The sequence below is a fragment of the Spectribacter acetivorans genome, assembly GCF_031846305.1.
Lineage (GTDB): Bacteria > Pseudomonadota > Gammaproteobacteria > Nevskiales > Salinisphaeraceae > Spectribacter > Spectribacter acetivorans.
In genome coordinates this window covers 158,548-182,959 of sequence record NZ_JAVRHY010000002.1, presented here as the reverse complement: position 1 = coordinate 182,959, position 24,412 = coordinate 158,548, and the positions used below count along the sequence as shown (strand labels likewise).

Below are 24,412 nucleotides of genomic sequence, written 5' to 3'. Positions count from 1 at the left end.
TCCTTATGACTTTTTCTTGCGGGATTGTCGGCCGTTGCGGTTGCGGCTCTTGCCGCGATCGACCAGCTCCAGGCCGCCGCTCAGCCCGGCGTCGACGACCTCCTTCTGCTGCTTGACGTGCAGCTTGTGGTAACCCACCGCGGTGCTGGCGGAGCCGGCCCGGGTGGCGTACAGCAGCGTGTGATTACTCCCCAGCGGCACCGTCAACCGATGCTTGATCTGATACCAGGCGCCCTGGTTTTCCGGCTCTTCCTGGCACCAGACGATCTGCGTGGCATTGGGATACCGCGCGATCGCCGCGGCGTACTCATCCGCCGGGAACGGATAGAGCTGCTCGATGCGAACCAGCGCCACGGTATCGAGTTTCTGCTCCTCGCGGGCCTGATAGAGGTCGTAGTAGACCTTGCCGCTGCAGAACACCACGCGCTTGATGCGGTCGGCGTCGATATCGGCCGGCTCGTCGATCACGAACTGGAAGCGCCCCTCGGTAAGGTCGTCCAGCGTCGAGGTCGACAACCGGTGGCGCAGCAGGCTCTTGGGCGTCATCACCACCAGCGGCATGCGCAGGTCGCGCACCATCTGCTGGCGGATGAGGTGGAACCACTGGGCCGGGGTGGACGGCACCACCACCAGCATATGGCGCTCGGCGCATAGCTGCAGGAAGCGCTCGAGCCGGGCCGAGGAATGTTCCGGGCCCTGGCCCTCGTAACCATGCGGCAGGAACATGGTGAGCCCGCACAGGCGCCCCCACTTGGCCCGGCCGCTGGCGATGAACTGGTCGATGATCACCTGGGCGCCGTTGACGAAATCACCGAACTGAGCCTCCCACACCACCAGCACTTCCGGATCGGCGGTGGCGTAGCCGTACTCGTAGCCCAGCACCCCGGCCTCGGACAGCAGGGTATCGGTGACGGTAAAACGGGCGTTGTCGCTACCCACCTGGGTCAACGGCACGAAGCAGCTGCCATCTTTCTGGTTATGCACCACGGCGTGACGATGGAAGAAGGTGCCACGTCCGGAGTCCTGACCGGACAGACGCACGTCGAAGCCGTCATCCAGCAGGCTGGCATAGGCCAGGGTTTCGGCGAAGCCCCAGTCCACGGGAATGGCGCCGGCGGCCATCTTGCGCCGGTCCTCGACAATGCGCTGGACCCGCTTGTGCAGCTCGAAGCCGTCGGGGAAGGTCAGCAACTCGTCAGACAGGCGGCGCAGGGTCTTGAGCGGTACGCTGGTGTCCACGCAGTCGGACCAGTGCTGCCGGGTGTAGCGGGCCCAGTCCACGGTGTGGTCATTGCCGACCAGCCCGAGTGTGGCGCGGAATATGTTGCGGCCCTCGGACAGCCCCTCGCGGTAGGCCTCGAACAGGCGATCCGGCTCGGAGGCCTCGACCACGCCCTCGTCGACCAGACGCTTGGCGAACTTGGCACGGGCAGTCGGGCTTTCCTTGACCTTCTGATACATCAACGGCTGGGTCACGGCCGGCTCGTCGGCCTCGTTGTGGCCGTGGCGGCGGTAGCAGACCAGATCGATGATCACGTCCTTGCCGAAGGCGGCACGGTAATCCACCGCCAGCTGGCTGACGAACACCACCGCTTCCGGATCGTCGGCGTTCACATGGAATACCGGCGCCTCCAGCATCTTGGCGATGTCCGTGCAGTACTGCGACGTACGCGAACTCTCGCCCGGCTGCACCGCGATCGGGCTCTGCATGGTGAAGCCGAGCTGATTGTTGACGATGATGTGCACCGTGCCGCCGGTGGCATAACCCTTGGCCTGGGACAGCTGCAGCGTCTCCATCACGATGCCCTGCCCGGCGAACGAGGCGTCGCCATGGATGAGCACCGGCAGCACGGTGTCGCCGTCGTCATCATCACGACGTTCCTGCCGGGCCTTGACCGAGCCCTGCACCACCGGATTGACCGCCTCGAGGTGCGACGGGTTGAACGCCAGCACCAGATGCATGCGGGTATCGGCGATCTCCACATCGGTGGAGAACCCGAGGTGATATTTCACGTCGCCGGACAGATCGAGCCGATCCAGATCCACATCCCCCTCGAACTCGGAGAACAGCTCCTGCGGGGACTTGCCGAGAATGTTGACCAGCACGTTCAGCCGCCCGCGATGGGCCATGCCGATGACCGCCTCGTCGATGCGATAGCCGGCGGCCGTACGCACGATCGCATCAAGCATCGGAATAAGGCTGTCGGCACCCTCGAGCGAGAAGCGTTTCTGGCCCACGTACTTGGTATGCAGGTAGCGCTCGATACCCTCGGCCGCGGTCAGCTGGCGCAAGGCCTCGAGCTTGGCCTCCGCGGACAGCGGCTGCTCCTGCACCGAGGCCTCCAGGCGCCGCTGGATCCAGCGTTTCTGGCGGGTGTCGGTGATGTACATGTATTCGGCACCGATGGTGCCGGTGTAGACCCGCTTGCACAGATGGATGATGTCGCGCAGGGACATTTCGTCCGGCGCGAACAGCGAGCCGGTGTTGAACGCGGCGTCCATATCGGCCTCGCCGAGACCATGAAAGGCCGGGTCGAGGTCGGGAACCGCAGGCGGTTCGAACAGACCCAGCGGGTCGAGTTGCGCGCTCTGGTGACCGCGCACGCGGTAATAGTTGATCAGCCGCAGCACCCCGGCCTGCTTCTGCGCCGCCTGGGGGGCCATGGCAGTTCGCGGCGCCGCGCCCTGGCCGGCGCTGGCCGAGGTGTCGATGAAGGAATCGCGGATGGGCGAATGGGCCACGTCGGCCCGGCCGTCGCCATTGAGACCCCGGAAGTACTCGCGCCAGGACGGCTCGACCGACTCGGGGTCCTTCAGGAACTGTTCGTAATAGTCTTCGATGTAGGCGCCATTGGCACCGAACAGCGGGGAATTCCGGAGAAACTTCTCGTTGAGCTCGCTCTTCATGGCGGCGGCGGATCCGCTGGCCGGGGGGCCGGAATCACCCCGGAAAGAGGCAACGATGGCAATGCGTACCGGCGCCGCATTGCCCTGACGGGAATGATAACAAACTCGCCGCTGGCACGGACTTACCCATTCGTATGGTTGTCGTCATCGGGATCGGTCAGCAGCGCCGGATCGAGGCCGCGCAGATAGGCGCGAAACGAGGGGCCGATCTCCGGGTGCTGCAGGCCCATCTCCACATTTGCCTGCAGATAACCCAGCTTGCTGCCGCAGTCGTAGCGGGTGCCTTCGAACTCGTAGGCCATCACCGTCTGCTCCTTGAGCAGTGCCTCGATTGCATCGGTGAGTTGTATCTCACCGCCGGCCCCGGGACTGGTGCGGTCGATCAGCCGGAAAATGCGCGGGGTCAGGATGTAGCGCCCCACCACGGCCAGATTCGACGGTGCGTCCTTCGGATCAGGCTTCTCCACGATGGACTTGATTTCCGACAGGCCGGGCCCGACCGGCTCGACCTCGACGATGCCGTACTTGTAGGTCTCTTCCCAGGGCACCCTCTGGACTGCCAGCACGCTGGCGCCGTAAGACTGATACACCCGCTGCATCTGGGCCAGGCAGGGTTGCGAGCCGCCCGCGATCAGGTCGTCGGCGAGAATCACCGCAAAGTCCTGATCTCCCACTGCCGGAAAGGCGCAGGAAATCGCGTGCCCGAGCCCCATCTGATCAGGCTGACGGATGTAGACACAGGTAATGCCCTTGGGCAGTACATCACGCACCGCAGCCAGCAGGTCTTCCTTGCCCTTGGCTTCGAGAATGGCCTCCAGTTCGTAGTCCCGATCGAAGTGATCCATGATCGAGTTCTTGGTGTGACTGGTAATGAACACCATTTCCTCGGCGCCGGCGGCAATCGCTTCCTTCACCGCGTACTGCACCAGCGGCTTGTCCACCACCGGCAGAATTTCCTTGGCACTGGCCTTGGTCGCCGGCAGAAAACGGGTACCCAGCCCTGCCACCGGGAAAACGGCTTTACGGATTCGCATTGCTGCTCCTTTCTGGTGCGCCGGGACCGTCAACGGGCGCTCAGGTCCACTACGCGCGGCGCACGGATCCGACCATGTGCACGGTGTCCGAATCGGGCTTGATCAGTGCAAAATCGATTCCACTCTCGCCCGGATCGTACTTGAGCATGACCGAACCCGGCAGCAGCACCGGGCGCTTGAAGGCCACTTCCAGGGTATGGGCGCCATCCGGCAGGTCGGCCTGCATCTCCGCCGCCGCCCGTGCCTTGAGCCACATACCATGGGCGATCGCCCGGGGGAAACCGAACAGCTTGGCCGACAACGCCGACAGGTGGATCGGGTTGACGTCGCCCGCCACCCCGGCATAACGCCGGCCGATGTCGGCGGGCGCCTCCCATCGACCGTAGCGACCCTGTTCCGGCACCGCCGGCGGCGACTTGTCGCCCCGTCCCGAACGCCGGCCCTTGCCGCCGCCGCGCGACAGCATGGTGCTGGTCGAGTCCCAGACGGTATTGCCGGAGGCGTCGGCCATCACCGTTTCCATGTCGAACTCGATGCCGTTGTGCACGTCCCGGTGGCCGCCGACCCGTACGGCCAGATCCAGCGCCTCGCCAACCGCCGGCGCGCGATGCTGGGTAATGCGATTACGCACATGCACCAGCCCCAGCAGCTTGAGCGGGAATTCACGGTGCGTGAGCACGGCCATGTGAACCGGGAACGCCAGCACGTGCGGCAGCGTGATCGGTACGTCGTTGCTGTCCGGCGGGAACCCGCAGACCTCGGCGTAGCGTTGCAGCAGATCCGGGTCGATCGATACGCCGGGCACGCGGCATTCGATGTCGGGGATCGTGGCGTCGGGACCCAGCCCGCCGCTGAAGGTGAGCGCGGCACGCAGATAGGTGGGAACGATGGCGGGCAGTCGATCGAGTTCGATAACGGTGGCGTCGGCCATGCGCGGGCGTCGTGCGGGGGTGACGCCGGCGACCCTAACCCGTTTCCCGGGGGGTGACAACCGCGTCAGGAGCCCGATTGCGGCGCTGCATCAATCCGCTCAAGGCTGCGTTCGACCACCGCCCGGAAATCGTCGGGCAGATCCTGTTTCAGCAGTCGCTGCCAGTGGCGCCGGGCGTCCTGCGGTTGCTCCGACTGGATCGCCGCCATCCCGGCATACCAGAGTGCCAGGCCATTGTCGGGATCCTGTTCCAGCGCCTGATCGAACAGCGCCTGTGCCCGACCCTGAAGCTGCCCGCCGTTAGCGGTGGCCAGCGCCTCGGCCTCACGCACCAATAGGGACGCCTCCGGCTGCTCGACCAGCTCGTTGGCACGCCGGAAGGCCTCGGCCGCGTCGGTCGGCCGTTCCTGACTGGAATAAGCCTGCCCGAGAAACATCCAGGCCCGGGCATCCTCCGGGCGGCTGGCAAGCCGGGATTCCAGGCGTTCGATCATCACCGGCAGCGGCGGCTGGTCATTACCGGTGGCCAGCTGCCATTCGCCAACCGACCCGTAAACGATGACTGCCAGCACCGGCACCAGCAGGATCAGAAACAGCGAGGTGCCCCAGGGTCGAACTCGGACCGGCGTCGCCGGCGCTTCCTCGTCGCCAGCCTCATGCACCAGACGTCGGCCCAGTTCGGCCTTGAGCGACGCCGCCTCCTCCTCGGATATGCGGCCACTCGCCACCTCGGCGTCAAGCTCGCGAACACGGTCACGATAGGCCTGGATATTGGCTTCGCGCCGCGAACTGCCGCGCCATCCGGCCCGCCAGAGCGGCCATAACAGGCCGCCGGCCGCGATCACGGCCATCAGTCCGGCCAGCACCCAGAACCACACGATCATGACCGACGCTCATCGTCGAGAATCCGTGCCAGCGAGTCTTCATCCGGTGCTGGCGGTTCGGCGCGCCGCCCGGTCCGCCGCCAAAGCAGTATCGCGCTCACCAGCGCCGCCAGCAGCAGTGCCGCCGGACCCAGCCACAGAATCCAGGTGGCGGCCGAGAAACGCGGCTTGTACAGCACCCATTCACCGTAGCGTTGAACCAGATAATTCTTGATCTCCTCATTGGAGCGCCCGGCAGCGATCTGCCGGCCGATGATGTCGCGCAGATCCGCCGCCAGCGGCGCGTCGGATTCGGCGATGGTGCGGTTCTGGCAGACCAGGCAACGTACCTGATCGATCAGCTGGTGGTAACGATGGGTCTGCGCCTCGTCCAGGGCGGGCGGCGCTGCCACCGCGGTACCGCCGAGCAACAGGAAAAATACCGACAGCAGGACCTTCACGCCGCTTCCTTTTTCAGACGGGCCACTAGCGGCAGCAGCGTCTGCTCCAGCGTCTCGCGGTCCACCGGGCCCACCTGTTTGAAACGGATGATGCCCTCGGCATCGATAATGAAAGTCTCCGGCACCGCCGCCACACCGTAGTCGATGCCGACCTGCCCCCGCGGGTCGAAGGCGCTGGCCACGAACGGGTCACCATAGCGGTCCAGCCACTGCATCGCCGTGGTCCGGTCATCCTTGTAATTGAGGCCGTAGACGGCCACCTCGCCACGCTCGGCAAGTTCCTCGATCAGTGCATGTTCGGCCCGGCAGGCCACGCACCAGCTCGCCCAGACATTGAACACCGCGACCCGGCCGGCAAACGCCTCCTGGGTAATCAACTGATCTGGCGCCTCGAGACGCGCCACGGAAAAGGCCGGCGCCGGCTGATCCAGCAGCGCCGACGGCAGTTCCGACGGATTGCGCGTCAGGCCGTAGCCAAGCAGCCCGATCAGGACCACCACGACCAGCGCGGGGAGGACAAAGCTGAGCCGCATCAGGCGCCGGCGGCGACGGCGTGGCTGTCGGCCCGCTGGCGTTCGCGCTGACGCAGGCGTCGATAGCGGGGATCGGTCGTCGCCAGGATGCCCCCCAGCATCATCAGCAGCCCGCCCAGCCATACCCATAGCACGAATGGCCGGTAGAACAGGCGCAGCGACCAGCCGCCCTGCTGCAGAGGCTCGCCCAGCGACACGTACAGATCCCGGAACAGATTGCTGTGCACACCGGATTCGGTCATCACGTTGCCGCGGGTGGGATAGCGCCGTTTTTCCGGATGCACGGTCGCGATGGCATTGCCGTCCCCATCGCTAATGGCGACGTGGCCGACCTGCGCGATGTAGTTGGGTCCCGACTGCTCCTCGGTGCCCTCGAGGGTGAACCGGTAGCCGGCCATCGTCTTGCTTTCGCCCACCGCCAGACTGGCATCCCGATCCAGGCCGAACGCGGTAACCAGGGTGATGCCGATCACCATCACGCCCACGCCGGCGTGGGCCATGGTCATGCCCAGCACGCCGCGGGACCAGCTGGTGCGGCGGCGGTACCAGAGCTCCTCCATGGCCGTGGCAATGGCCCAGAAACCGACCATGCAGCCGGCCGTCGCTACCACCCCGCCGGTGCCCAGTGTCACCCAGGACAGGCCCACGCCGGCAACGGTTGCAGCCAGCGCCGGCAGCCAGAGCCGGTCACGTAGCACCTGCCAGCGGGTGCGTTTCCAGGCCATCGCGCCGCCGAAGCCGCAGAGAATCACCAGCGGCACCGTCAGCGGCACGAACACCGTGTTGAAATACGGCGGCCCCACCGATATCCGGCCCAGACCCAGGGCATCCGCCACCAGCGGATACAGCGTGCCCAGCAGCACGGCTGCGGCCGATACCACCAGAAACAGGTTGTTCAGCAGCAGCAGCCCCTCGCGGGACAGCGCCTTGACCGGTGTATCCCCGCGCGCCAGTTTTGGGGCGCGGGCGGCGTAGAGCAACAGCGATCCACCCACCACGATGGCAAAGAACAGCAGAATATAGATACCGCGAGCCGGGTCGGTGGCAAAGGCATGCACCGACACCAGTACGCCCGACCGCACCAGGAATGTACCCAGCAGCGACAGGGCGAAGGCGCTTATTGCCAGCAGCACCGTCCAGCTCTGGAAGATGCCGCGTTTCTCGGTCACCGCCAGGGAATGGATCAGGGCGGTGCCCACCAGCCAGGGCATGAAGGAGGCGTTTTCCACCGGGTCCCAGAACCACCAGCCACCCCAGCCCAGTTCGTTGTAGGCCCACCAGCTGCCCAGGGTGATACCGATGGTGAGAAACGACCAGGCCGCCGTGGTCCATGGTCGGGTCCAGCGGGTCCAGGCACTGTCCACCCGCCCGGTAATCAGGGCAGTAATGGCGAACGCGAACGCCACCGCAAAGCCCACGTAGCCCATGTAGAGCAGCGGCGGATGGATGATCAGCCCCGGATCCTGCAACAGCGGATTCAGATCACGGCCCTCGGCGGCCGCAGGAAACAGCCGTTCGAACGGGTTGGAAGTCCCCAGTGTGAACAGCAGAAAGCCCACGCTGACCATGCCCATTACCGCGAGCACGCAAGCGGCCACATCGGTGGGCAGCGAGCGGCTGAAGGCCGCAACCGCGAGACTCCAACCCGCCAGCATGGTCACCCACAGCAGCAACGAGCCTTCGTGGGCACCCCAGATGGCGGCCAGACGGTAGTACCAGGGCAGCTCGGTATTGGAGTTGGCGGCGACATAGGCCACGGAGAAATCGTTCTGCAGGAATGCCCAGCCGAGCGCCGCGAATGCCAGTGCCAGGAACACGAACTGCCCCGAGGCCGCTGGCATGGCCATGCCCATGAGGTCGGTCCGTCCGGTGCGATAGCCCAGCATCGGCACGATCGCCTGCACCAGCGACAGGCACAGCGCCAGCACCAGCGCGAAATGGCCGAGTTCGACAATCACAGCGCGGCTCCCATGCTGGCCGGCATGCAGGACTGGCCGTCCGGCTTGCTCAGGGCCTCCTCCACTTCCGGCGACATATAATTTTCGTCGTGCTTGGCCAGCACCTCGTCGGCGGCAAACACGCCCTGCTCATCCAGTTGCCCGTAGGCGACGATGCCCTGCCCCTCGCGGAACAGGTCAGGCAGGATACCCCGATAGCGCACTGGCACCGCGGCATCGCAATCGGCCAGGGTGAAATTCACCAGCAGGCCGTCCTCGGCCCGTTCCACACTGCCCGTTTCCACCAGGCCCCCGATACGGAATCGCGCCCCCTGGGGCGCTTCGCCGGCAGCCACCATGCTGGGCTGATAGAAATACATCAGGTTCTCGTTGAATGCAGTGAGCATCAGGGCAACCGCGCCGCCGATACCCAGCAGCAACAGCCCCACCAGCGTCAATCGCCGGCGTCTTTTCGGGGTCAAACCTGTTTCTCCTCCTGGCGCAGCCGTCGGCGCAGCTGCCGCAACTGTACGTAGGGCCAGACCATGTTCCACACCAGTACGACCGCGGCAATGCCGAAACTGCTCCACACGTAGGCGGCATACCCGCCCATCGACCACCAATCACTCATGGGTTCTGCAGCCATTCCCGCACCCAGCGCGAGCCCGCCTCGCGCCGCAGCAGAATCACCCGCATGCGCACCAGCACCAGCCACGCGAACAGCAGCGTGAAGCCCAATGCACTGACCAGCAATGGCAGCAGCATCGACCACTCAATGGCCGGAGCGTCGAAGCGCGTCACCGTCGGACCCTGGTGCAGCGTATTCCACCACTCCACCGAGTAGTGGATGATCGGCACATTCACTACGCCCACAATCGCCAGCAGGGATGCGGCGCGGGCCGCACTCCGCGGCTCCTCGATCGCGCTTTCCAGCGCCATCACCCCGAGATAGAGAAACAGCAGGATCAGTTCGGAGGTGAGCCGGGCGTCCCACACCCACCAGGTGCCCCACATGGGCTTGCCCCAGATCGAGCCGGTGACCAGCGCCAGGAACGTAAAGCTTGCGCCGATCGGCGCCGCAGCGATCACGAAGGCCTCGGCCACCTTCATGCGCCAGACCAGGGCCACCGCGCCGGCCACTGCCATCGCGGTGTACACGAACAGCGACAGCCAGGCGGCCGGCACGTGCACGTAGATGATGCGGAAGGCGTCGCCCTGCTGATAGTCGGGCGGCGCATGGACCAGCCCGGCGTAGAAGCCCCAGGCGGTCAGCAGAACCGCTGGCACCGCCAGCCAGGGTGACAGGCGCCGCGCCAGCGACTGGAAATACGGCGGCGAGCCCAGTTGATGGAACCAGCGCATCAGCATGTCCAGGCAATCCAGTCGCGCACGCGAAACCTACTCCAGACTGATTCTGAGAGCCGCCGCGGCGGCCAGTGGCGCCAGCGATATCGCCAGCAGCAGTAGGCCGCCCAGCATGTAGAGCGGCCCGGCGGCAGGCAATCCCTCGATAGCCGCCTGCATGGCGCCGGCCCCGAAAATCAGTACCGGCACGTAGAGCGGGAACACCAGCAGGCTCAGCAGCACGCCGGCCCTCTGCAGGCCGAGCGTCAGCGCTACACCGATGGCGCCGATCAGGCCCAGCACCGGCGTCCCCAGCAACAGACTCAACATGATAACCGGAATGGCCTGTGCCGGTACCCCCAGGAGCAGGGCCACCAGCGGCGAAACCAGCACGAAGATCAGCCCGCCACCCAGCCAGTAGGCCGCCACCTTGGCCAGCACCAGCAGCGCCAGCGGCTCGCGCGACAGCAGCAGCTGTTCCAGCGTGCCGTCGTCCAGATCGGGGCGGAACAGGCGGTCCAGCGACAGCAACGCGGCCAGCAGTGCCGCCATCCACATGAGCGCCGGGGCCAGCGACAGCAGCAGATCGGGCGCCGGACGCGTGCCCAGCGGAAACAACGCCACCAGCAGCAGAAAGAACAGCACGTGATGCACCGCCTCGCCGCGCTGGCGTGCCAGCAGCAGCAGATCGCGCCGGAGCATGGCCAGAAAGCCGCTCACAGCGTCAGCGATCGAACCGGAGTTTGCGGGATATCCAGCGCTTCATGGGTGGTGAACAGGACCAGCCCGCCTGCCGCCACGTGCGCACCGATCACGTCGCCGAGCACCTGCCGGGCCGCCGCGTCCAGCGCCGCGGCGGGCTCATCAAGCAACCACAACCTTGCGCCTTCCAGACACAGCCGCGCCAGCGCGCTGCGCCGGCGCTGGCCGGCCGACAGCGTCCGACAGGGGCGGTCACCGATCGTATCCACCCCGAAGCGCCGCAGCCCCGCCCGAATGTCGCCCTGGCGTCCGTGCAGCGTCCGCAACGCGGTCAGATTTTCCACCGCCGTGAGGTCCGGATTGAGGGCGTTCTCATGGCCCAGATACAGCAGGTCACCGTCGGTGAAGGCGTCCCCGGTATGCACGTCGTGGCCATCCCAGCACACCCGGCCCGCATGAGGCAGACGCAGCCCCGCCAACGTCCGCAGCAAGGTGGTCTTGCCGCGACCGTTATCACCGGTTACTCGCACCGCCTCGCCCGGGGCCAGCGTCACATCGAGCTGCTCGAACAGTATCCGGCGGCCACGCGCGCAGGCCAGCGATTGCACGGTCAGTCCTGCACTGGATTGCGTCAAATCGAGGCTTCCCTGCAATGACAGGCGGTGGATGCGACACCAGCGCGGGCGACCGCCCCATGCCTTGGTGCCCAGGGTGGGACTCGAACCCACAAGGTATTGCTACCAGCGGATTTTAAGTCCGCAGCGTTTACCGGTTTCGCCACCTGGGCGTGCCGATAGTCTAGCGCAGGCCGCGCCGGTGGTGGCGCGACGGGGCCGCGGGGAAACGGCAAGGAAAAGGTGGAGGCCTGGCCCGGAATCGAACCGAGGTACGCGGCTTTGCAGGCCGCTGCATCACCACTCTGCCACCAGGCCAAAGTCGGTCATCTTCGTTATACGCTGTCGACCGGTCAATCGCGGCGCGCAGTTTCTAGGTTCGACCATCTTGGTCTCACCAAGAAACCCGGCCCGCGGCGTCCTGCCGCGGGCGTTCGCCGGGACGAATCGGTGATTCGTCTGGTTCCGGCTCACCCACTCTGCCACCAGGCCAAAGTCGGCAGTCTTCGTCTATTGCGACCACTGGATACAAGCGTATGCCACCAGCACCAACGAAAAAGCCCCGACCGTCGGGACGAGGCTTGATCGCTGCAGTCGCATTGCAAACTGGAGCGGGAAACGAGATTCGAACTCGCGACCCCAACCTTGGCAAGGTTGTGCTCTACCACTGAGCTATTCCCGCCTTATTCGCCGCGTATTCTAGGGCGTGCAGCGCACGTGTCAAGGCGCGATTGAGCCTCTAATCGCGCAAATGCGGCCAGGCCGCCCGCAGGTAAGCCACCATCGACCACACGGTGAGCGCCGCCGCGATCCCCAGCAGCACCAGGCCGACCGCATAGAGCGTCCCCCGCGGCTGGCTCAGATCCAGCAGCATGACCAGGATCGCCGTCATCTGGATTGCGGTCTTGTACTTGCCCAGCGACCCGACCGCCACCGACTGGCGCTTGCCCAGTTCGGCCATCCACTCGCGAAGCGCGGATACGGTGATCTCGCGCCCCACGATGATTACTGCCGGAATCGCTACCACCACACGCGGATCGTGAAACACCAGCATCACCAGCAGCGCGCAGACCAGCAGCTTGTCCGCCACCGGGTCCAGAAATGCACCAAACGCGGAGGCCTGATCCCAGCGCCGGGCCAGCCAGCCGTCGAACCAGTCAGTGATCAGCGCCGCGGCAAAACCGCCGGCGGCCAGGTAATCGCGGCCGGGAAAGCTGAGGCAGAGAACGATGACCACCACCGGAATCATTACCAGCCGGAACAGCGTCAGCCATGTGGGCAGATTGAGTTGCATGCGAAAACGCCGTTATCCCGACTGATGAAAATGCTCGTAGATCCGCTGTGCCATCGCCCGACTGATGCCGTCCACGCGCTCCAGGTCGCGTACCCCGGCGCGCGCAATCTGGCGCGACCCGCCGAAGGCACGCAGCAACCGCTTGCGACGGACCGGGCCCAGCCCGTCGATATGATCCAGCGGCGACTGCTGGCGCGCCTTGTCGCGGCGGCCGCGATGGCCGGCCACGGCGAAGCGATGCGCTTCATCGCGAATCTGCTGAATCAGATGGAGGGCCGGGGAGTTGGGCGGGAGTATATGAGGCTGGCTCTGCCGCGGCAAAAACAGCTGTTCCCGCCCGGCCTTGCGTTCGCTGCCCTTGGCCACCGCCACCACCGGCACATCCGCCAGTTCAAGTTCCTGCAGAACCGTTTCCGCCTGTGTCAATTGTCCCTTGCCCCCATCGATCAGCAGCAGATCCGGCATCGGCGCCTCGCCACGCTTGAGCCGGCGAAACCGCCGTTCCAGTGCCTGGCGCATGGCGGCGTAATCATCCCCGGGTTCGATGTCCTCGATATTAAACCGCCGGTAGGCCGCTTTCTTTGCCGCCCCGCCCTCGAACACCACGCACGAGGCCACCGTGCGTTCGCCGCCGGTATGGCTGATGTCGAAACACTCCATGCGCATCGGCGGCGCCGCCAGGGCCAGCGCCTCCTGCAGCGCCATAAGGCGATCGCGAACCCCGGCCCGCGTGGCCAGCCGCGATTCCAGCGCCTGTTCCAGCGTGGCGCTGGCATTGTCCCGCAGCCGCGCCCGGCGCCCGCGCAGCCGGTAGCGCACCGACACCTTTCGGCCGGCCCGTTCGCCCAGGCTCTGTTCCAGCCACTCCCGATCCACCGGCTCCACGCCCACCAGGATTTCCGGCGGCGGCTTGCGCTCCAGGTAGTACTGGCCGATGAATGCTTCACTCAGCTCGGCGGGCTCGGTGCCTTCCGGCAGCGTCGGGTAGAAGCTCTGATGGCCCAGATGCATACCGCCGCGCACGCTCACCACCACAGCGCAGGCGATGCCCCCGCCGCTGGCGCAGACGATGATGTCGAAATCGCCCTTCCCGCCCACCACGTGGGACTGCTCCTGCAGCCGCCGTACCGCCGCAATCTTCTCGCGGGTGGCGGCCGCCTGCTCGAATTCCAGCCGGCTGGACGCGGCTTCCATCTGCTTGACCAGGCGGGCCACCAGGCGCTCGTTGCGGCCCTCCAGCAGATCGGCGGCGTCGGCGACGTCACGGGCGTAGCTGGCCTCGTCGATGTAGCCGACACAGGGCGCGGAGCAGCGCTTGATCTGATACTGCAGGCAGGGCCGGGAGCGATTGGCGAAATAGGTATCGTCGCAGTTACGCAGCCGGAACAGCTTGTGGATGGTGGTCATCGTCTGGCGCACGGCGGAACCACTGGGAAACGGCCCGAACAGGCGTCCGGAGACCTTGCGCGACCCCCGATGGAAGGTCACCCGCGGGAAGCTGTGATCGCCGGTGATTCGCAGGTAGGGATAACTCTTGTCGTCGCGCAGATAGACGTTGTAGCGCGGCCGGATCTGCTTGATCAGCGTGGACTCGAGCAGCAGGGCCTCGTCTTCGGTATGGGTGACGGTGACCTCGATATCGGCCACCTGATCCAGCATCGATTCGATGCGCGGATTGCCGCTGGCCCGCAGGAAGTAGCTGGACACCCGCTTGCGCAGATTCTTGGCCTTGCCGACGTAGAGTACCTCGCCATCGGCATCGATCATCCGGTAGACGCCCGGGCGCGCGGTCAGCTGACCGGCATAGCGGCGAGGATCGAAGGTCTCGGCGTTCACGACTCGAGGATGGCACGTGCCCGCGCGAAAACCGCACGGAACATGGGCTCGGTCAGCCGGCGGGTCTGGGTGTTGTAGCGGCTGCAGTGATAGCTGTCGAGCAGTACCCGGTCGTCGGGCAACCGGTGCTCGGCGGCGTGGCCGAACGGCCAGTCCTTCTGCCGCAGGGCCAGCGCCCGTACCACCGCCCGGTGCGCCACCCCGCCCAGCGCCAGCAGCAGCGTCGGGGCCCGCAGCTCGGCGGCCAGGAACGGGTTGCAGGCATTCACCTCGCCGCCAGTGGGCTTGTTACCCGGGGGCAGACACTTCACGGCGTTGGTAATGCGGCAGTCCAGCAGGGTCAGACCGTCGTTGCGATGGCGGGACTGCGGCCGGTCGGCGAAGCCGAAATCATGCAGCGTCCGGTACAGCAGTTCGCCGGCGTAGTCACCGGTAAACGGACGCCCGGTGGCGTTGGCCCCGTGCATACCCGGCGCCAGACCCACAATCAGCAGACGTGCGTCCGTCGCCCCGAAAGCCGGCACCGGCGCGGCGTGATAGTCGGGATAACGGCCGGCGACCTCCCGACGCAGGTCGACCAGCCGCGGGCAATGCGGGCAATCCGGCGCGGGTGCCGCCATGCGGCCGTCAGGACTGCGCACGCCGGCTTACCGGCGGCGAGGACTGCTCGATAACGCGGCGCACACCCGGCGTTCAGGCGCTGGCGGCGTCGGAACGGTCCTCGAGCAGGCCGTACCGCATGGCCATGCGCGTGAGTTCAACATCGTTCGACACGCCGAGCTTTTCGAACACGCGGTAGCGATAGGTGCTGACCGTCTTCGGCGACAGGCACAGGCTGTCGGAGATGGCCTGGGTACTGGTACCCCGCGTGACCATCAGTACCACCTGCATTTCGCGCTGGGAGAGCTGGTCGAACGGCGATCCGCCGCTGCCCTTGATCAGCGATACCGCCAGCTGACTGGCGATGCTGGGGGCCACATAGCTCTTGCCCGCGTGAACCTGGCGCACGGCCGCCACCACCTCGGCGGCGGCACTATCCTTGGACAGATAGCCCATGGCACCCGCCTCGAGCAGGCGCGAGGGATAGGGTTCGTCCTGGTACATCGATACCGCGATGACCTTCATCGCCGGGTGCGACGACAGCAGCCGACGGGTGGCCTCGATACCCCCCATGCCCGGCATGTTGATATCCATGAGCACCACGTCCGGGGCCAGTTCACGGGCCAGGCGCAGCGCGTCTTCCCCGTTGCCGGCCTCCCCGACCACCTCGAAATCCGATTCCTCGGACAGCAGGCTCAGCATCCCGCCCCTTACCAGGTGGTGGTCGTCCACGAGCAGCAATCGAATCATGGCGTGTCCCCGACGAAACCTCTCGTCGCATTGTAAACCGGATGACCCGGTCGGTCCGACCGGTTATCGACCGGAACACGAAATTGCCCAGCCCGCCCTGGCAAATGCGTGCCCGCCGAAACCAAACGAAAAAGGCCCGACGGGGTTGCCGCCGGGCCTCGATGTCACGCGGTTGGACGCGGGTTGCCTAGAACTGGGCTTCCTCGGTCGAACCGGTCAGGGCGGTCACGCTGGACACGCCGCCCTGGATCACGTTGGTGACGTCGTCGAAGTAGCCCGTGCCCACTTCCTGCTGATGGCTGGAGAAGGTGTAGCCGCGATCCTTGGCGGCGAATTCCGGCTCCTGAACCATGTTCACGTAGGCGGTCATGCCGTCCTTCACGTAGTTCTGCGCCAGATCGAACATGTTGTACCACATGTTGTGAATACCGGCGAGGGTGATGAACTGGTACTTGTAGCCCATCGCACCCAGCTCGCGCTGGAACTTGGCGATGGTGGCGTCGTCCAGGTTCTTCTTCCAGTTGAACGACGGCGAACAGTTGTAGGCCAGCAGCTGTTCGGGGTACTCGGCATGCAGGGCCTCGGCGAACTTCTTGGCCTCGTCCAGATCCGGCACAGCGGTTTCACACCACACCATGTCGGCGAACGGCGCGTAGGCCAGACCGCGGCTGATGGCCTGATCGATGCCAGCGCGGGTGCGGTAGAAGCCTTCCGCGGTGCGCTCGCCGGTGATGAACTCCTTGTCGTAATCGTCGACATCGGAGGTCAGCAGATCGGCGGCATTGGCGTCGGTGCGGGCCAGCACGATGGTGGGCGTACCCATCACGTCGGCGGCCAGACGTGCGGCAACCAGCTTCTGCACGGCTTCCTGGCTCGGCACCAGCACCTTGCCGCCCATATGGCCGCACTTCTTCACGGAGGCCAGCTGGTCCTCGAAGTGCACGCCGGCGGCGCCCGCCTCGATCATGCCCTTCATCAGTTCGTAGGCGTTGAGCACGCCGCCGAAACCGGCCTCGGCGTCGGCCACGACCGGCGCGAAGTAGTCGATGAACTCGGCATCACCCGGGTTCACGCCCTTGCCCCACTGGATCTGGTCCGCGCGGGCGAAGGCGTTGTTGATGCGGCTGACCACCGTCGGCACCGAGTTGACCGGGTACAGCGACTGGTCCGGATACATGGTCTCACCGGTGTTGGCGTCGGCGGCAACCTGCCAGCCGGACAGGTAGATCGCCTTGACGCCGGCCTTGACCTGCTGCAGCGCCTGGCCGCCCGTCAGGGCGCCGAGGCAGTTGACGTAGTCTTCCTCATTCACGAGCTTCCAGAGCTTTTCCGCCCCGTTGCGCGCGTAGGTGGCTTCGGGCACCACGGAGCCACGCAGCCGCACCACGTCCTCGGCGCTGTAGGTGCGCTTCACATTCTTCCAGCGCGGGCTTTCCGCCCACTCCTTTTCGATCGCCTGGATCTGCTCGGTTCTGTTCATGTCCGATCTATGCCTCTTCAAGGGGTCTGTCGATGGGTGCTGTTCACGGGCCACCGGCCGCCAGGAGGTGCGTGCCGAATGATCCACACCCGGATTCACTCGCTCGGAGATTGGTGTTGTCCGCGAATGCGAAACCGGTTATTGCGGTGCAGCATCCGATTTCACGGCCGCGCATTATACCGGTTGAAAATAATTTTTACAGGCCGGTGTCAGCGCCGCCGCCGGCGGCGGAATTTTTCCTACAAAGACAACTCTTTGGCCGCCACGACCATGCCGTCGGCATCGCCGTAGATCCACGCACCAGGGCGGAACGCCACACCGGCAAAGCGAACCAGCACGTCGCGATCCCCCAGGTCCCGCTTGTTGGACTTCAACGGATGCGTGGCCAGTGCCTTGACCGCCACGTCCATTTCCCCGATGTCGGCCGAATCCCGGATGCAGCCGTACACCACGATGCCGGCCCAGTCGTTATCGATGGCCAGCTGGGCAAGATTGTCGCCCAGCAAGGCACAGCGATCCGAGGCGCCGCCGTCGACCACCAGCACCCGGCCCTGGCCCGGCTCTTCGAGCGCTGCTCTCACCAGGGAGTTGTCCTCGAAGCACTTCACCGTACTGATCGGCCCGGCAAAGACCAGACGGCCGCCGAAGTCACCGAACAGCGGTTCGGCAATCTGCAGCTGGTCGGAGTAGCGGTCGCAGAGATCGGTGGTCGGCAACGTGTCGGTCATGGAATACGGCTCTCGAATCGATGGAATGAAGGACGTGACATCAGGCGCGACGGGCCGCCAGCCACCCCCACAGCAGGCCGGCCAGCAGCAGGACGAATCCGATCAGCGTCCAGGCCGGCAGCGACAATCCCAGGAAGGCGGCGTCGATGTCGGCACAGCTGGCATCGCCGCGCAATACCATTGCCAGCACCTCGGCCCAGGGCATCACGTCCAGCAGATAGTTCAGATCCGGGCCGCAGGCGGGCACCTGGTCGGCCGGCAGCGACTGCAGCCATACGTGGCGACCGGCGATCGCTGCCCCGGCACCGGCGGAGACGCTCGCCAGCAGGAAATAGACGTGACGCCCCCAGCCCGCGGAGCCGTGCAGTGCGCCCACCAGACAGACCACGGCAACGCCGGCCATTGCCACGCGCTGGAAGATACACAGCGGGCAGGGTTCCAGGCCGAAACCGAACTCCAGCAGGTAGGCGAATGCAATGGCGCCTACGGCGGCCAGCAGCGTGAGTGTCAGGACGAGCCTTGATGTCATCGCGCAATGCTTGCATGCCCCCACCGAGGCGGCAAGCGGCCGGCTGCGTTTGCTAGGCTCGGCCACGCCACACACGACAAACAGCCGGTATGACGCTGACCTGCGAGATTCGCCGCAACGGCGGGCCCGATGTCCTGGAATGGATCGAGACAGACCCGGGCGACCCTGGCCCCGGCGAAGTCCGTATCCGCCACCATGCGGTCGGGCTGAACTACATCGACGTCTACCACCGGACCGGGCTGTATCCGCTGCCGCTACCCAGCGGTATCGGGCTGGAAGCCGCCGGGGAAATCACCGCGATCGGCGACGGGGTTAGTGATCTGGCGGTTGGCGACCGGGTGGCCTACGCCAGCGCGCCGCTGGGCGCGTATGCCGAAGAGCGCCTGATGCCGGCAGATCGGGTCGTCCCCCTGCCTGACACGGTCGATGCCCGCAGCGCCGCCGCGCTGATGCTAAAAGGACTCACCGCGCACTTCCTGCTCTTCCGCACGTTCGCGGTCCAGCCGGGTCAGCGCGTGCTGGTTCATGCGGCCGCAGGCGGGGTCGGCTACCTGCTATGCCGCTGGGCAACCCATCTGGGCGCCACGGTGATCGGCACCGCGGGCTCGCGGGACAAGGCGGCCATCGCCCGCGAAGCCGGTTGTGCCGAGGTGATCCAGTACCGCGACGGCAACGTGGCCACACAGGTCCGCCGGGCGGCCGGAAAGCGCGGGGTTGATGTGGTCTACGACGGCGTGGGTGCCGCCACCTTCCAGGATTCGCTCGACAGCCTGGCGCCGCTGGGGATGATGGTCAGCTTCGGCAATGCGTCCGGCGCGGTTCCCGCGTTCGAGCCGTCCGAACTCGCCCGCCGCGGCTCACTGTTCTTTACCCGCCCCAGCCTGCTCGATTACACCCGGGAACGATCGGATCTGCTGGCAGGCGCCAGCGCGCTGTTCGAGGCCTTATCAGCCGGCACCCTGTCAGCGCGCATCGATCAGGAATATCCCCTGAAGCAGGCTGCCCGCGCCCACCGTGCGCTGGAGGCACGCAAGACCACGGGGGCCAGTCTGTTGATACCGGGCTAAGCCGAGCCGCCGATCAGCCGGGCAGGCCGAATGAATTCGGCCCTACTCGGAGTCAACGGAGAACCGGCTCGCCCGTCCGTACGGCGCCATTCATGGCGCCGGTCCGATAGCCCGCCGGAAGACCAGCCCTGCCTGCGAAACGAATCGTGCCTGCGGCGCCGCGCGCGTCTCAGGTCTTGATGCCACCCTTCGCCAGATCGGCGGGATCCAGCAGCCGATCCAGTTCGCTTTCGCTCAGGTCGGTTTCGGCCAGGGCGACTTCCTTGATCGGCTTGCCCTCGGCGTAGGCCTTCTTCGCGATGGCCGCACCCTTTTCATAGCCGATTACCGCGTTCAGGGCAGTCACCAGAATCGGGTTCTTCGCCAGCGCCCGATCCAGGGTGGCCTGATTGACGGTGAAACCGGCAATCGCCTTGTCCGCCAGCACCGTGGCGGTATTGCCCAACAGATCGATGCTCTGCAGCAGGTTGTAGGCCACTACCGGCAACATCACGTTGAGTTGGAAATTGCCGCTCTGGCCGGCCACGGTGATGGTGGTGTCGTTGCCGATCACCTGGGCGGCCACCATGGCAGCGGCCTCGGGGATCACCGGATTGACCTTGCCCGGCATGATCGAACTACCCGGCTGCAGCGCCGGCAGCGCAATCTCGCCCAGCCCCGCCAGCGGGCCGCTGTTCATCCAGCGCAGGTCGTTGCTGATCTTCATCACCGACACCGCCACGGTCTTGAGCTGGCCTGACAACTCCACCGCCGCGTCCTGGCTGGACAGGCTCTCGAAGTAATCCGGGCTAGCCTCGAAGGCCACATCCGTGGCGGCGGCCAGATTCTGCGCGAAGCGCGCCCCGAATTCGTGATGGGCATTGATACCGGTACCCACCGCAGTGCCGCCCTGCGCCAGACGCCGGACGCGCGGCAGCGCCGCCTCGATCCGCGCGATCCCGGAATCGATCTGGGCCGCCCAGCCCCCCAGTTCCTGTTCCAGGCTGACCGGCATCGCATCCATCAAATGCGTGCGGCCGGTCTTGATCACGTCCGACAGCTCGGCGCCCTTGCGCCGCAACGTGTCGCGCAAGTGCCGCAGCGCCGGCAGCAGCCGCTTTTCGCACTGCAGCGCCGCACTGACGTGGATCGCCGTCGGGATCACGTCGTTGGAGCTCTGCCCCATGTTGACGTGGTCGTTGGGATGCACCGTCTTGCCGGCGTTGTCGGTGGCCAGCCGCGCAATCACCTCGTTGGCGTTCATGTTGCTCGAGGTACCGGAGCCGGTCTGGAAGATATCCACCGGGAACTCGGCATCGTGATCACCCGCCGCCACCGCGTCGGCGGCCTGACGAATGGCGGTGGCCAGATCCTGATCGAGCAGTCCCAGATCGCAGTTCACCTGCGCCGCCGCGCCCTTGATCCGCCCCAGCGCTTCGATAAAAGCCCGCGGTGCCCGCAGGTCCGAGATCGGAAAGTTCTCGACCGCCCGCTGGGTCTGCGCGCCCCAGAGCGCCGATACCGGCACCTGGAGTTCCCCCATGCTGTCCTTTTCGGTACGGAATTCGGCGGCGTCGCCGTGCGGCTGCGGCATGTCTGGCTCCTGGTTTGATGAGGATGATGGCCGTTGCGAGGCGGCCCTTACGGACCCGGCATCGCCGGCGCATCAGGTATCATGGGCGGATTCTATCACCGCCTCCGATCGCGCCCATGTCCCTGGATGCCGACCTCTCCCCGCTGACTGCCGTGACGCCGATCGATGGCCGATACGCGTCGAAAACCGCAGATCTACGGCCGATCTGCAGCGAAATGGGGCTGATCCGATTTCGCCTGACGGTGGAAATCCGCTGGCTGGAAGCGCTGGCCCGGCACCCCGGCATTCGCGAACTCGGTGCGCCGGAGGCGGACACCGCCGAGGCGTTCCGAGCCCTGATCGCGGACTTCGACGCAACCGATGCCCAGGCCGTGAAGGACATCGAGGCCACCACCAATCACGATGTGAAGGCGGTCGAGTACTTTCTGAGAAACCGCCTGAACGAATTGCCGCAATTCTCTGAATACAGTCCCTTCATTCATTTCGCCTGCACCTCCGAGGACATCAACAATCTGGCCTATGCGCTGATGCTGCGCGAGGCGCGGGATACGGTACTGCTGCCGGCGATTGACGGCATCACGGCCGCCATCGCCGACCTTGCCCACACCTACGCCAACCTGCCGATGCTGGCCCGCACCCACGGCCAGTCGGCCTCCCCCACCACCCTGGGCAAGGAGATGGGCGTGTTCGTCCACCGGCTGCGCCGCCAGCGCCAGGCGCTGGCCGATGTGGCCATCCTCGGCAAGATGAACGGTGCCGTGGGCAACTACAACGCGCATCTGGTGGCCTATCCGGATGTCGACTGGCCGGCGCTGAGCGCGGCCTTCCTGGCCGACCTGGGGCTGGCTCCCAGCCCCTGCACCACCCAGATAGAGCCGCATGACTGGATGGCCGAGACCTATCACGCCTTGATGCGGGTGAACACGATCCTGCTCGATTTCTCGCGGGATATCTGGGGCTACGTGTCGCTGGGCTACTTCAAGCAGGCAGCGGTGGCCGGCGAGGTGGGTTCCTCGACCATGCCGCACAAGGTCAACCCGATCGATTTCGAGAATGCCGAGGGCAACCTGGGCATGGCCAATGCGGTGCTGGACCACCTGGCGGCCAAGCTGCCGGTATCCCGCTGGCAGCGGGACCTGAGCGATTCCACCGCCCTGCGCAACACCGGCAGCGGACTGGCGCACACGCTGATCGCCTGTAAGGCATTGCAGAAGGGCATCGGCAAGCTGGCGGCCGATCCGGCCCGGCTGGCCGCCGATCTCGACGCTAACTGGCCGGTACTGGCCGAGGCGATCCAGACCGTCATGCGGGTACGCGGCATCGACCAGGCCTACGAGCAACTCAAGACCCTGACCCGCGGCCAGACCATCGACGAGGCGGCCATCCGCACCTTCGTCGACGGCCTCGATCTGCCCGAGTCCGACAAAGCGCGGCTGCGTGATCTGCAGCCCGGGGATTACATCGGCAATGCCGTCGAGCAGGCCCGACAGGTCTGAGCCGGGCAAGTCCCCGGTGGCCCGACTCGCCTGCGATGCAGCCGAACTGGTCGGCCGCACCCGCCGGCACCTCGACCTTTACAGCCACGAGCTGCCGGCGGATGTGTACGCCACCGAGGCGTTCTGTGAGGCGGTCAAGCAACTGGTGATCGGCGCGCCCCGCCATGCCCGGGTTCGTATCCTGGTTGCCGATACCCGTCCGGCGGCCCGCGGTCACGCGCTGGTGACCCTCGGGCAGACGCTGTCCAGCGCCATCGAATTTCGCACGCCGGCACCCAACGCGACGTCCTGGTTTGCGGAATGTCTGATCGCCGACGCCGCCAGCGGTCTGACCCAGCGCGAGCGGCGTGCCATGACGCCACCACAAACTCTAAGCCCACCGGAGGCACGCACACGCGCCGGCGAGTTCGACACCCGCTGGCAGGCCGCACTGCCGGCCAGCGACCTGCGTCGGCTGTACCTGGGCGGCTGACTGCCGCCAGCGGTGGTTACATCGCGGGCGGCACCACCTCGAACGTCCGGATGCGCTCCCGCAACGCATCGGGCACCACCACGGATGTCTGGGCGCGGTAATCGAACCAGACCAGCACCGCCTCCATCAGCGCCACCAGGTCGCCGCTGTCCCGATGCCAGAGCGCCTGCTGGACGCCCATGCTGCTGCGGCCGATGCGGTGGGTACGGGTGGTGATCTCGATCTCGGCGGGAAAGCGCAACTGCTGCCGGAACTGACAGCCCAGCTCGGCCAGGATCGGCCCGGTCTCGTGGAACGGTTCGCCGGTGGCCAGCAACTGCGAGAAATAATCGATCCGGCCGTCCTCGGAATAACGGTAGTACACCGTGTTGTTCACGTGGCCCAGGGAATCCATTTCGCCCCAGCGCACGGTCAGCGGCAGGCCATGGGTGAAATCGGCACGGACGGGATCGGTCATGTCGGCAGGCACTCCATCGGGATCACGGATGGCCGCCATCGCCTCCATACGGTGGCGTATTGACAGCGGCGCGGCAGTGCAGCATACTCTCAATACGCCTGCGTATGGAATACCAATGAGCGCGACCCGCGACACGATCAACGACAAGACCCGGCTGTCGGCCGACGCCTGGGCGCAGGCTGCGCTCGATGCGATCGCCGACCAGGGTATCGCGGGCGTCGCCGTGGAGCCGCTGGCCCGCCGCCTGGGCGTGACCAAGGGCAGTTTCTACTGGCATTTCAGCAATCGCGAGGCGCTGCTCAAGCGCGCCCTGGAACGCTGGGAAGAACAGGAAACCGGCGTCCCCTTCCAGAGCCTGGAAAACGAGACCGACCCCCGCCGGCGCCTGCAGCGGGTAATCCGCGAGGTCAACACCTCGCTGCGCACCAGTCGCATCTACCAGGCCCTGTCGGCAGCGGCCGACGATCCGCTGATTGCGGCGTTCGTCACGCGCGTTTCCACCCGGCGTATCGAAACGCTGCGGCACTACTACGAAGCGGTGGGCCTGTCGCCGGACAACGCATCGCGCTGGGCCCGGCTGACGTACTCGGTGTTTCTCGGCACGCTGCAGATCCGTCGGGACATGCCGGCCGAATGGCCGCATACCGACTCGACCGAATTCTCGCAATACATCGCGTTCCTCGAGCAGGCGTTACTGCCCGACGATGACGCGATGAATCCGGACCTCGCGGCGCCTGCCCATACCGGCGCCGCGTTGACCGGCACCCTGGCCGCCAATACGGCCACCAAGTCATAGGAGGTCAT

The 24,412-nt window shown here is 65.9% G+C and carries 25 protein-coding genes and 3 tRNA genes; 4 read left to right on the top strand and 24 right to left on the bottom strand.

Annotation, left to right across the window (positions count from 1 at the left end; genetic code table 11):
- Nucleotides 1-3: 3 nt before the first annotated feature.
- The 22 genes from RM531_RS02865 to RM531_RS02760 form a co-directional block, all read right to left on the bottom strand.
- On the bottom strand, nt 4-2,907 hold the full coding sequence (locus RM531_RS02865; protein WP_311657159.1) for a 2-oxoglutarate dehydrogenase E1 component: 2,904 nt from the start codon (nt 2,905-2,907) through the stop codon (nt 4-6).
- 122 nt (nt 2,908-3,029) lie between these two features.
- Nucleotides 3,030-3,941 carry a UTP--glucose-1-phosphate uridylyltransferase GalU gene (gene galU / locus RM531_RS02860; protein WP_311657158.1) on the bottom strand — a complete coding sequence of 304 codons (912 nt, stop codon included), beginning with the start codon at nt 3,939-3,941 and terminating at the stop codon, nt 3,030-3,032.
- Nucleotides 3,942-3,990: 49 nt separating this feature from the next.
- Entirely contained in the window at nt 3,991-4,872 is an 882-nt protein-coding gene (locus RM531_RS02855) for a MaoC family dehydratase (protein WP_311657156.1), read from the bottom strand.
- A gap of 65 nt (nt 4,873-4,937) precedes the next feature.
- Complete coding sequence (gene ccmI / locus RM531_RS02850; RefSeq protein ID WP_311657154.1) at nt 4,938-5,756, bottom strand: c-type cytochrome biogenesis protein CcmI; 819 nt, start codon at nt 5,754-5,756, stop codon at nt 4,938-4,940.
- Entirely contained in the window at nt 5,753-6,196 is a 444-nt protein-coding gene (locus tag RM531_RS02845; RefSeq protein WP_311657152.1) for a cytochrome c-type biogenesis protein, read from the bottom strand. The genes ccmI and RM531_RS02845 overlap by 4 nt, the downstream gene beginning before the upstream one ends.
- Nucleotides 6,193-6,729: a DsbE family thiol:disulfide interchange protein gene (locus tag RM531_RS02840; RefSeq protein WP_311657150.1), complete on the bottom strand. Its 537-nt coding sequence runs from the start codon at nt 6,727-6,729 to the stop codon at nt 6,193-6,195. The genes RM531_RS02845 and RM531_RS02840 overlap by 4 nt, the downstream gene beginning before the upstream one ends.
- Complete coding sequence (locus RM531_RS02835) at nt 6,729-8,687, bottom strand: heme lyase CcmF/NrfE family subunit (protein WP_311657148.1); 1,959 nt, start codon at nt 8,685-8,687, stop codon at nt 6,729-6,731. Before RM531_RS02835 ends, RM531_RS02840 begins: the two co-directional genes overlap by 1 nt.
- Nucleotides 8,684-9,148, bottom strand: coding sequence for a cytochrome c maturation protein CcmE (gene ccmE / locus RM531_RS02830; RefSeq protein ID WP_311657146.1), 465 nt, complete (start codon nt 9,146-9,148; stop codon nt 8,684-8,686). Before ccmE ends, RM531_RS02835 begins: the two co-directional genes overlap by 4 nt.
- A complete protein-coding gene (gene ccmD / locus RM531_RS02825) occupies nt 9,145-9,297 on the bottom strand; it encodes a heme exporter protein CcmD (RefSeq protein WP_311657144.1) in 153 nt (50 codons plus the stop codon). Before ccmD ends, ccmE begins: the two co-directional genes overlap by 4 nt.
- The gene (locus tag RM531_RS02820; RefSeq protein ID WP_349255385.1) at nt 9,294-10,028 is read right to left on the bottom strand and encodes a heme ABC transporter permease; all 735 of its coding nucleotides are present in this window, start codon (nt 10,026-10,028) and stop codon (nt 9,294-9,296) included. Before RM531_RS02820 ends, ccmD begins: the two co-directional genes overlap by 4 nt.
- 36 nt (nt 10,029-10,064) lie before the next feature.
- On the bottom strand, nt 10,065-10,712 hold the full coding sequence (gene ccmB, locus RM531_RS02815; protein WP_349255384.1) for a heme exporter protein CcmB: 648 nt from the start codon (nt 10,710-10,712) through the stop codon (nt 10,065-10,067).
- 14 nt (nt 10,713-10,726) lie between these two features.
- Complete coding sequence (gene ccmA / locus RM531_RS02810; RefSeq protein ID WP_311657138.1) at nt 10,727-11,347, bottom strand: cytochrome c biogenesis heme-transporting ATPase CcmA; 621 nt, start codon at nt 11,345-11,347, stop codon at nt 10,727-10,729.
- 65 nt (nt 11,348-11,412) lie between these two features.
- A tRNA-Leu gene (locus RM531_RS02805) sits at nt 11,413-11,499 on the bottom strand.
- Between the two features lie 71 nt (nt 11,500-11,570).
- A tRNA-Cys gene (locus tag RM531_RS02800) sits at nt 11,571-11,644 on the bottom strand.
- 289 nt (nt 11,645-11,933) lie between these two features.
- Nucleotides 11,934-12,008, bottom strand: a tRNA-Gly gene (locus RM531_RS02795).
- 57 nt (nt 12,009-12,065) lie between these two features.
- The gene (gene pgsA, locus RM531_RS02790) at nt 12,066-12,620 is read right to left on the bottom strand and encodes a CDP-diacylglycerol--glycerol-3-phosphate 3-phosphatidyltransferase (RefSeq protein WP_311657137.1); all 555 of its coding nucleotides are present in this window, start codon (nt 12,618-12,620) and stop codon (nt 12,066-12,068) included.
- Between the two features lie 12 nt (nt 12,621-12,632).
- Nucleotides 12,633-14,456 carry an excinuclease ABC subunit UvrC gene (gene uvrC / locus RM531_RS02785; protein WP_311657136.1) on the bottom strand — a complete coding sequence of 608 codons (1,824 nt, stop codon included), beginning with the start codon at nt 14,454-14,456 and terminating at the stop codon, nt 12,633-12,635.
- On the bottom strand, nt 14,453-15,076 hold the full coding sequence (locus RM531_RS02780) for a uracil-DNA glycosylase (protein ID WP_349255383.1): 624 nt from the start codon (nt 15,074-15,076) through the stop codon (nt 14,453-14,455). The genes uvrC and RM531_RS02780 overlap by 4 nt, the downstream gene beginning before the upstream one ends.
- Before the next feature lie 73 nt (nt 15,077-15,149).
- Nucleotides 15,150-15,806, bottom strand: coding sequence for a response regulator (locus RM531_RS02775; RefSeq protein ID WP_311657132.1), 657 nt, complete (start codon nt 15,804-15,806; stop codon nt 15,150-15,152).
- Between the two features lie 187 nt (nt 15,807-15,993).
- On the bottom strand, nt 15,994-17,286 hold the full coding sequence (aceA, locus tag RM531_RS02770; protein WP_311657131.1) for an isocitrate lyase: 1,293 nt from the start codon (nt 17,284-17,286) through the stop codon (nt 15,994-15,996).
- Between the two features lie 239 nt (nt 17,287-17,525).
- The gene (gene rraA / locus RM531_RS02765) at nt 17,526-18,014 is read right to left on the bottom strand and encodes a ribonuclease E activity regulator RraA (RefSeq protein WP_311657130.1); all 489 of its coding nucleotides are present in this window, start codon (nt 18,012-18,014) and stop codon (nt 17,526-17,528) included.
- A 40-nt stretch (nt 18,015-18,054) separates the two neighbouring features.
- Nucleotides 18,055-18,543, bottom strand: coding sequence for a disulfide bond formation protein B (locus RM531_RS02760; protein ID WP_311657129.1), 489 nt, complete (start codon nt 18,541-18,543; stop codon nt 18,055-18,057).
- 89 nt (nt 18,544-18,632) lie between these two features.
- Between RM531_RS02760 and RM531_RS02755 the strand changes: the two genes are divergently transcribed.
- Entirely contained in the window at nt 18,633-19,610 is a 978-nt protein-coding gene (locus tag RM531_RS02755; RefSeq protein WP_311657128.1) for a quinone oxidoreductase family protein, read from the top strand.
- Between the two features lie 169 nt (nt 19,611-19,779).
- On the opposite strand, the gene RM531_RS02750 is transcribed toward RM531_RS02755, so the two are convergent.
- Nucleotides 19,780-21,183, bottom strand: coding sequence for a class II fumarate hydratase (locus RM531_RS02750; RefSeq protein ID WP_311657126.1), 1,404 nt, complete (start codon nt 21,181-21,183; stop codon nt 19,780-19,782).
- A 116-nt stretch (nt 21,184-21,299) separates the two neighbouring features.
- On the opposite strand from RM531_RS02750, the gene purB reads away from it, so the two are divergent.
- Together purB and RM531_RS02740 are read left to right on the top strand one after the other, a co-directional pair.
- Nucleotides 21,300-22,679, top strand: coding sequence for an adenylosuccinate lyase (gene purB / locus RM531_RS02745; RefSeq protein ID WP_311657124.1), 1,380 nt, complete (start codon nt 21,300-21,302; stop codon nt 22,677-22,679).
- 16 nt (nt 22,680-22,695) lie between these two features.
- The gene (locus RM531_RS02740; protein WP_311657123.1) at nt 22,696-23,151 is read left to right on the top strand and encodes a DUF7931 domain-containing protein; all 456 of its coding nucleotides are present in this window, start codon (nt 22,696-22,698) and stop codon (nt 23,149-23,151) included.
- A 16-nt stretch (nt 23,152-23,167) separates the two neighbouring features.
- Here RM531_RS02740 and RM531_RS02735 read toward each other — a convergent pair whose 3' ends face one another.
- Nucleotides 23,168-23,608 (bottom strand): acyl-CoA thioesterase, encoded by a 441-nt coding sequence (locus RM531_RS02735; RefSeq protein WP_311657121.1) that lies wholly within the window; start codon nt 23,606-23,608, stop codon nt 23,168-23,170.
- 115 nt (nt 23,609-23,723) lie between these two features.
- On the opposite strand from RM531_RS02735, the gene RM531_RS02730 reads away from it, so the two are divergent.
- Entirely contained in the window at nt 23,724-24,404 is a 681-nt protein-coding gene (locus RM531_RS02730; protein WP_311657119.1) for a TetR/AcrR family transcriptional regulator, read from the top strand.
- Nucleotides 24,405-24,412: the final 8 nt, after the last annotated feature.